At 77.5% G+C, this 7,414-nt stretch carries 9 protein-coding genes; 2 read left to right on the top strand and 7 right to left on the bottom strand.

Features of this window, described 5'->3' with window-relative positions:
• Nucleotides 1-133: 133 nt before the first annotated feature.
• From GTR00_RS25740 to GTR00_RS10270, 4 genes are all read right to left on the bottom strand, one after another.
• Nucleotides 134-991, bottom strand: a complete 858-nt coding sequence (locus GTR00_RS25740) for a M15 family metallopeptidase (RefSeq protein WP_166611533.1) — start codon at nt 989-991, stop codon at nt 134-136.
• 116 nt (nt 992-1,107) lie between these two features.
• Nucleotides 1,108-1,752 carry a hypothetical protein gene (locus GTR00_RS10280; protein ID WP_166611532.1) on the bottom strand — a complete coding sequence of 215 codons (645 nt, stop codon included), beginning with the start codon at nt 1,750-1,752 and terminating at the stop codon, nt 1,108-1,110.
• A 112-nt stretch (nt 1,753-1,864) separates the two neighbouring features.
• Entirely contained in the window at nt 1,865-2,443 is a 579-nt protein-coding gene (locus tag GTR00_RS10275; RefSeq protein WP_166611531.1) for a hypothetical protein, read from the bottom strand.
• A gap of 145 nt (nt 2,444-2,588) precedes the next feature.
• Nucleotides 2,589-4,184 (bottom strand): methyl-accepting chemotaxis protein, encoded by a 1,596-nt coding sequence (locus GTR00_RS10270; protein WP_166611530.1) that lies wholly within the window; start codon nt 4,182-4,184, stop codon nt 2,589-2,591.
• A 165-nt stretch (nt 4,185-4,349) separates the two neighbouring features.
• On the opposite strand from GTR00_RS10270, the gene ppk2 reads away from it, so the two are divergent.
• Together ppk2 and GTR00_RS10260 are read left to right on the top strand one after the other, a co-directional pair.
• Nucleotides 4,350-5,219 (top strand): polyphosphate kinase 2, encoded by an 870-nt coding sequence (gene ppk2 / locus GTR00_RS10265; protein ID WP_166611534.1) that lies wholly within the window; start codon nt 4,350-4,352, stop codon nt 5,217-5,219.
• A gap of 86 nt (nt 5,220-5,305) precedes the next feature.
• Nucleotides 5,306-5,554: a hypothetical protein gene (locus GTR00_RS10260; RefSeq protein ID WP_166611529.1), complete on the top strand. Its 249-nt coding sequence runs from the start codon at nt 5,306-5,308 to the stop codon at nt 5,552-5,554.
• Nucleotides 5,555-5,588: 34 nt separating this feature from the next.
• Here GTR00_RS10260 and GTR00_RS10255 read toward each other — a convergent pair whose 3' ends face one another.
• From GTR00_RS10255 to GTR00_RS10245, 3 genes are all read right to left on the bottom strand, one after another.
• The gene (locus tag GTR00_RS10255) at nt 5,589-5,879 is read right to left on the bottom strand and encodes a hypothetical protein (protein ID WP_166611528.1); all 291 of its coding nucleotides are present in this window, start codon (nt 5,877-5,879) and stop codon (nt 5,589-5,591) included.
• 107 nt (nt 5,880-5,986) lie between these two features.
• Nucleotides 5,987-6,925 carry a hypothetical protein gene (locus tag GTR00_RS10250; RefSeq protein ID WP_166611527.1) on the bottom strand — a complete coding sequence of 313 codons (939 nt, stop codon included), beginning with the start codon at nt 6,923-6,925 and terminating at the stop codon, nt 5,987-5,989.
• Nucleotides 6,926-6,953: 28 nt separating this feature from the next.
• Nucleotides 6,954-7,414 (bottom strand): hypothetical protein (locus GTR00_RS10245; RefSeq protein ID WP_166611526.1); only part of this gene is annotated, 461 nt, incomplete at its 5' end.

The following is a 7,414-nucleotide window of genomic DNA, read 5'->3' as shown; positions in this document are numbered from 1 at the left end:
CCCCAGCCCCGCCGGGCGCGCCCCTCCCCGGGCACCGCCGCGCGCTCGTCGCCGTCGAGGTGCTGCTCGCCGGGTCCTGCGGTGCGGTCGTCGCTGGGCACGGGGCGACCGTACGACCGCCGGGCCGTCCCCGTCAGGCGTACCGCGGCCCGCCGGTGACGCCGAAGAACTCCTCCAGCGTGCTCACGCCGCGCTCGGCCATGCGCGCCACCAGGTCGGCGCCCACCCACCGGTAGTGCCAGGACTCGGGGGCGTACCCGGTGACGGGGCTGTTGCGCGCCGTGTAGCGCTGCAGGAACCCGAAGGCGCCGGCGCGCTCGGCGAGCCAGCGCGCCTCGTCGGTCAGGCCGAAGCAGTCCTCCACCGCGCACCCCGGCTGCACGGCGCTGCCGAAGTCGATCGCCAGGCCCGTCTGGTGCTCGCTGTGGCCCGGGCGCGCCGACAGGCTCTCGGCGGTCTCGGCGCCGTCGCGCCGCACGGCCCGCTCGTGCACGGCGCGCTGGTGCCCCGCCGAGCGGTACCCGCTGGTCAGGGTCAGCCGCACCCCCTCCGCCCCGGCCGCGGCGAGCAGCGCGGTGAGGTCCGGCGCGACGAGGGCGGCGACCTCCTTGCCGCCGACCGTGGCCAGCGCGGGCGGCACGAAGTCCGGCGGGGTGACCGGGTGCCGCTTGTTGACGACCACCCACGGGCTGGCCGGGTCGCTCGTGGAGAACCCCGGCGGGGGCTCGACCGGCCCGCCGGCGGCGACGGGGGCCTGCAGGACGGGGTCGTGCACGGCGGGGTCCGCCCCGGCCGGGGCCCGCTCGCCGCCGCCCGGGCGGGCGGTGAGCGCGGCCGTGCCGGCGCCGGCCGCGACGATCCCGGCGAGCAGCGCGCGGCGCGCCAGGACCGCGCGGTGGCCGTAGCGGCGGCTGCCGTCGGGCAGGCGGTCGGCGGCGAAGGGCGACGGCACGGGCGCCTCCTGCGGGTCCGGGTCCGCGCGCGCGGACACGCGGATCCTGCCGCCAGGTGCGGTGCCGTGGCGACCTCCCGCGCCGGGCGGGTGCCGCGCAGCGCGGGCGGGCACCCGCGCGGGACCGGCCGGAGCCGGTCCCGCCCGCGGTCCGCTCAGGCGGCCGCGGCGCCCGCGTCCGCGTCGGTGTCGGTGTCGGTGCCGTCGTCGGTGCCGGGGCCGCCGCGCCGACCGCCGGGCCCGCCGGCACGGAGCTCGCGGTCCACGGCGGCGGCCACCGCGTCGGGCAGCTCGGCGCTGCGGGCGTCGGCCTGCTCCCGGGTGAGGCGCCCGTCGGTGACGGCCCGGGCCAGGCGCTCCTCCCCCGCGGCGACGAGGGCGTCGACGAGGGCCTGGCGCTCGACGTCGTGCTCGGCGGCGACACCGGCCAGGGTGGCGCCGTCGGCCTGCAGGGCGGTGCGCAGCTCGTCCTCGGTGACGCCGATCGCCTCCGCGGCCGCGGTGAGGTCGACCACGCGCCCGCCGCGCCCGCCGCCCGGCCCGCCGCGCAGCGCCTCGGAGGAGTCCAGCGTGGTGGCGACCTCGTCGGCCTGCTCCTGCGTCAGCGTGCCGTCGGTGACCAGCCCGGCCAGCGCGTCCTTGAGGCGCTGCAGGCGCTCGCCCGCGCCGGTGCTGCTGGACGTGCCGGTGGTGCCCTCGGCGGCCGAGGCGATCGGCGCGCCCAGCAGCACCAGCCCCAGCCCCCCGGCGGCGACGGCGCCCACGGTGCCTGCGGCCACGACCCTCTTGGTGATCCTCACGGTGTCCTCCTGCTCAGCGGTGCGGGGCGCTCGTGCGACCCGCACCTCCTGTGTCGGCGGTGGACCTGTGGCGGGGCTGTGGGGAGCGCCTGACCGGGCTGGGACCGTGCGCTCAGACGCTCGCGGCGGCCTGCGCCTCGAGGTCGGCGAGGTCCACGAGCAGGCTGGCGGCGCCGTGCAGGCGGTCGCTGAGGGCGTCCACGCCGGGGGACAGGACGGTCAGCTCACCGCGCTCGGCGAGGTCGGCGAAGATGCCGTCGTTGCTGACGACGAGGTACTCCGCGGGGCCGGGGACCTCGGCCGCGGCCTCCAGCAGCACCAGGTCGGCGACGTCGGGGCCGGCCTGGACGGGCTGGGCGCGCCGCGCGAACTCCGCCAGCCACGGCCGGGAGCGCTGCACCGCGCCCACCTGGCCGGCGAGGGTGACGTGGTCGGCCTGGCGGGCCAGCTCCACCACCACGCCGAGCCGGGCGCGCAGCCGGCCGCGCACGGCGCGCAGGTTGTCCAGGTCCACGAGCAGCACGCGGGTCACGCCGCCGGTGCCGGACCACACGGGGTACTCGCGCACGAGGGCGCGCAGCGCGTCGGTGAAGGGGTCGGGGCCGTCGTCGGGGTCGTGCTCGGCGGGCAGGTCGTCGAGGCGGAACCACTCGTAGTCGTCCCGCCAGTCCGGCCCGTCGCCCAGTCCCACGGGGCGATGCTCCCAGGTCCGCGGGCCGGGCGGTGCACGGCGCGCCCCCGCGGGGACGCCGGAGGGCCCGGTGCCCCCGCCGTCGGGCGGGGGCACCGGGCCCTCCTGTGCTGGTGCTGGTGCGGGGGGTGCCGGGGGGTGCCCCTCAGGCGCGCGGCAGGGTGAAGGAGCCCACCAGCTCGTTCAGCTCGCTGGCCGCCGCCGAGACCTCCCCGGCCGTGGCCGCGGTCTGGTTCGCCCCGGCGGTGGTGTGATCGGCCGAAGCGGCGATGCCGGAGATGTTCACCGCGATCTCCTGGCTGCCGGTGGAGACCTCCCCCACGTTGCGCACCATCTCGCTGGTGGTGGCGGACTGCTCCTCCACCGCCGCGGCGATGGTGGCCTGCAGCGCGTCGATGCGCCCGATCACCTCGGTGATCTGCGAGATCGCCCCGGCCGCCGCGCCGGCGTCGGTCTGGGTGGCGTTGATGCGCGTGATGATCTCCTCGGTGGCCCGGGCGGTCTGCTGGGCCAGCTCCTTGACCTCCCCGGCCACCACCGCGAAGCCCTTGCCCATCTCCCCGGCCCGGGCCGCTTCGATGGTGGCGTTCAGCGCCAGCAGGTTGGTCTGCTCGGCGATGGAGGTGATCAGCTTGACGACCTCGCCGATCTCACGGCTCGAGGCGCTCAGGCGCTCCAGGATGGCGGAGGCCTCCGAGGCGTTGGCCACCGCGGCACTGGCCACGGAGGAGGCCTCGGCGGTGGAGGTGGCGATCTCGCGGATCGCCGAGCTCATCTCGTCCCCGGCGGCGGCCACGGTGGAGATGGAGGCGGAGATCTCCTCGGTGGCGGCGGAGACCACCTGCGACTGCGAGGAGGCCTGGGTGGCGCCGGAGGACAGCTGGGTGGCCACCGCGGACAGCTCCTCGGAGCTGGCGGCCAGGGTGGTGGAGGCGGCGGCGATGCGGCGCATGGTGGTGGTCAGGGTGTCCATGGTGGCGTCCACCGCGCCGGCCAGCTGGCCGACCTCGTCGCGCGCGCTGTAGCCCACGCGCGCGTCCAGGCGCCCGTGGGCCAGGCCCTGCACCACGCTCAGGGTGCGGGCCAGGGGGCCGGCGATGCCGCGCGCGACGGTGACGGCCACCGCGATCCCGATCGCGATCGCCAGGGCGCCGATGGCGATGAGCAGGATCACGGCGGTGCGCACGTCGCTCTTGCCCTCAGCAGCGAGGGTGGCGGCCCCGTCGCTCTCGATGCTCGCCAGCGTCTCCAGCTCGTCCATCATCTCCGCGGCGAGCGGAGCCACGTCACTGGTGCGGAAGGCGATGTAGCCGTCCACGTCCCCGGCCTGCGCGAAGGTGACCAGCTCCTGGCGGGCGGAGCGGTACTGCGCCAGCTCGTCCTCGAACGCGGCGCGCTCCTCGGCGGACTCCGGCGAGGCCGTCTGCTGGAAGGCCTGCCACGCCTCGTCCAGCGCGGTGTCGGTGGCCTGCATGGCCTCCACGTTGTCGGTCACGCCGGCCGGGGTGGTGACCAGGGCGGCGTTGGTGATGTCCATGCGGCCCTGCAGGAAGAGCGCTCGGACCTCCCCGACGCCCTCGACGGAGGCCACGCCGAGGGTGGAGAGCTTGTCGAGGTTGGCCTGCGAGGACTGCAGGCGGGAGATGCCCACGCCGACCACGACGGCCAGCAGCAGGCACACGACGCCGAACCCGGCGAAGAGCTTGGGGGCGACCTTCACGTCGCGCAGTCGGGAGAGCACCCTCTCCCATCGGCAGGTGGGCCGCCGGGGTTGACCCTCGCCGCCGGTCCGGCGGGTGCGGTCGCGGCGACTGCTCTAGCGTCGACGCTGTCCCGGTCGCGGCGGCCGTGGTGCTCGAGCTCGGGAGGTGTCGGGGTCGTGGTGGACCTGGTGGCGTCGGCGGGGATGACGGTCCTGGACGACGAGGACGAGCCGGTGCTCGTGCGGGCCGACGGGCGCCCGGTGGAGACCTGGCGGGAGGACTACCCCTACGACCACCGCCTGTCGCGGGCGGAGTACGAGCCGCTGAAGCGGTCCCTGCAGATCGAGCTGCTGAAGCTGCAGAAGTGGATCAAGAACAGCGGTGAGCGCCTGGTGGTGCTGTGCGAGGGTCGCGACGCGGCGGGCAAGGGCGGCACGATCAAGCGGTTCACCGAGCACCTGAACCCGCGCGGGGCGCGGGTGGTGGCGCTGGAGAAGCCCTCGGACCGCGAGTCCACCCAGTGGTACTTCCAGCGCTACGTGCCCCACCTGCCGGCGGCCGGGGAGATCGTGCTCTTCGACCGGTCCTGGTACACGCGCGCCGGGGTGGAGCGGGTGATGGGCTTCGCCTCGCCGGAGGAGTACGAGCGGTTCATGCACCAGGTGCCCCTGTTCGAGCAGATGCTCGTGGACGACGGGATCCACCTGGTGAAGTTCTGGTTCTCGGTGACGCGCGCGGAGCAGCGCACCCGCTTCGCGATCCGGCAGATCGACCCGGTGCGGCAGTGGAAGCTGTCGCCGATGGACCTGGCCAGCCTGGACAAGTGGGACGACTACACCGCGGCGAAGGAGGCGATGTTCGAGCGCACGGACACCTCCTACGCGCCGTGGACGGTGGTGAAGACCAACGACAAGAAGCGGGCGCGGCTGGAGGCCATGCGCGTGGTGCTGAACCGCTTCCCCTACGACGGCAAGGACCCCTCGGTGGTCGGGCGGCCCGACCCGGCCCTGGTGGTGCACGCCCGCTCGATCCTGGAGCCGGACCGCAGGCCCGCGCCGCCGCAGGAGGACTGAGCGCACCGCGCCGGCCGCGGAGGGCCACCGGGAGGCGTCGCGGAAAATGCCCGTCGCGCCGCCCGGCGCGGTGCCACGATCCGCGCGTGGATCGACGTGCGAGGAAGAGCGCACCCCTGGCGGCCGCGGCCGCCCTGCTGGTGCTGCCGCTGACCGCGTGCAGCGGCACGAGCCCGTGCGCGGAACTGCCTGCGCCGAGCGCGGAGCAGGTCGCCGCCGCCTCCCAGCAGGTGCGGGGCCTGGCGGTGGAGGTCGAGGTGGAGCACCGCGGCGTGGACTGCTTCGTGGACCCCGGCGCGCGCCGCTGGAGCCAGGAGGTGGAGGAGGAGTCCTGAGCGCCGCACGCCCGCGGGGGCGCGCGGCCCGGGCTCAGAACGGCGGGGCCGTGGCGCCGGTGTTCTGCAGCAGCGAGCGGCACCCCTCGGAGGTGATCTCCACCAGGTCGACGCGCTCGCCGGTCCACGGGTCCGCCTCGTCGGCCCAGCCCTCGTAGCGGGCGACGGCCTCGTCGCGGTCGGCGGTGGAGGCGAACCGCGGCTCGCGGTAGCCGCCGGTGGCGGCCACGACGTACCAGGTGCCGCCCGGGGCGGGCGCGCTGGTGCGGCCCTGCGGCGCGGGCGGACGGGACGGGGCGGGTGCGGGCTTCTTCAGGGTCGACACGTGCACACCTCCGATCGGGCGACGGTGCGGGGGGAACCACGTCTGCTGCGCAGCATCGCACCCGGGTACGACACCCCCGCCCCGGCGCGGAGGGGCCCGGGGACCGGTCAGCCGCGCAGCGCGCGCAGCACCCGCAGCTCCTCGTCGCCGGGCGGGCGGCCGCCCGCCTCGAGGGCCAGGGCCTCCTCGGCGCCGACGCCGGCCCGCCGGTAGGCCAGCGCCCGCGCCGTGCTCATGACCTCGCCCGCCCCGCGGCCGTGCACGTAGGCGCCGAGGTCGTGCCAGCGCGCGGGCGCACCCCCGCGGTCGGCGCCCTCCCCGGCGCCCTCCCCGGCGCCCTCGTCGGTGCCGGCGCTCCAGCGGTGCGCCTCCGCGCGCGCGTCCTCCAGCGGCCGGACCGGGCGGTCCAGGCCGACCTCGGCGGCCCTGCGCAGGTACTCGCGGTGCACCCCGGCGGCGGCCCGGTGCTCCGCGGTGCCGTGCTCGGCGGGCCAGGTGCCCTGGAAGGCCACCACCACGTCGTCGACCACGTCGGGCGCCGTGCCCGCCCCCCGGTCGGCGGAACGGGCCCCCTCGCTGCGGGAGGCGGTGAAGTCCAGCAGCGGCCCCGGGCGGTGCTCCGCCAGCCACCGCAGCGCCGGGCGGCCCGGCACGCGGACGACCACGTGGGCGGGCACGGGGAGGCCGCCCCCGCGCCGGCGCCGCAGCGCCGAGCGCCACCCGCCCAGCACGAGCACGGTCTCCAGGTCCGCCTCCCGGGCGGTGCCGGCGGCCGCCGCGCGCTCGCGCTCCACCCAGGCCACGACCGCCTCGTCGGGGTCGAGGGGGCGCTGCAGGCCGTCGTGGCCCAGGGTCGCGGCCGCGGCCGCCATCGCCAGCACGAGGTCGCGGTGCGCCGCCGCGGCGAGCCAGCCGCGCCCGTCCACGACCGCGCCCTCCTCCAGCACCGCGCCCCCGCGCACCGGCCGCAGCAGCGCCGGGACGGCCTCCGCGCCGTCACCGGCGACGCCCCGGGGCGCGCCGGGACCCGCGGGGAGTGCCACCACGCGCGCCAGCGTGCCAGGCGGGCCGCGCTCAGGGCGCGGGCGGTTCGCCGAACGGCGCGGCGCCGAAGAGCAGCAGCGCCCGGTGCACCTCCGCCAGCACCTCCACCAGCTCCTTCGCCAGCTCCGTGGGCGGCTCCGTGGGCGGCTCCCCGGGGGCGCCGGCGGTGTCCAGGTGCACCCGGCGGGCGCCGAGCGACTCGCGCAGCCGGACTGCCAGGCGGCGCGCCAGGTGAGCGCCGGTGGCCGGGTCCCAGCCCGCCGCCCGGGGGCGCACCAGCAGCACGAGCTCCAGGCCCGCCGCGCCGGCGGCATCCTGCGCGGCGGGGGCCAGCCCCTCCGGGCGGTGGCCCACCCGGCAGGACCAGCCCGCGCTGCGCTGCCCCCAGGCCAGGTACAGCCCGCCCCCTCGCCAGGACCCGCCGCCGCTGCGCTCCAGCGCGTCGGTGCGCGCGAACAGCCAGCGGGTGCGCTCGGCCTCGACGTGCACAC

Origin of the sequence: Kineococcus indalonis (assembly GCF_009906395.1) — a bacterium.
Classification (GTDB): Bacteria; Actinomycetota; Actinomycetes; order Actinomycetales; family Kineococcaceae; genus Kineococcus; species Kineococcus indalonis.
The sequence above is the reverse complement of the archived record's forward strand: the minus strand, read 5'-3'. Positions and strand labels throughout refer to the sequence as shown.

Bases quoted from the DNA above. Each gene is read 5' to 3' on its own strand.
- ppk2 (WP_166611534.1), top strand. From the start codon at position 4,350: ATGACGGTCCTGGACGACGAGGACGAGCCGGTGCTCGTGCGGGCCGAC.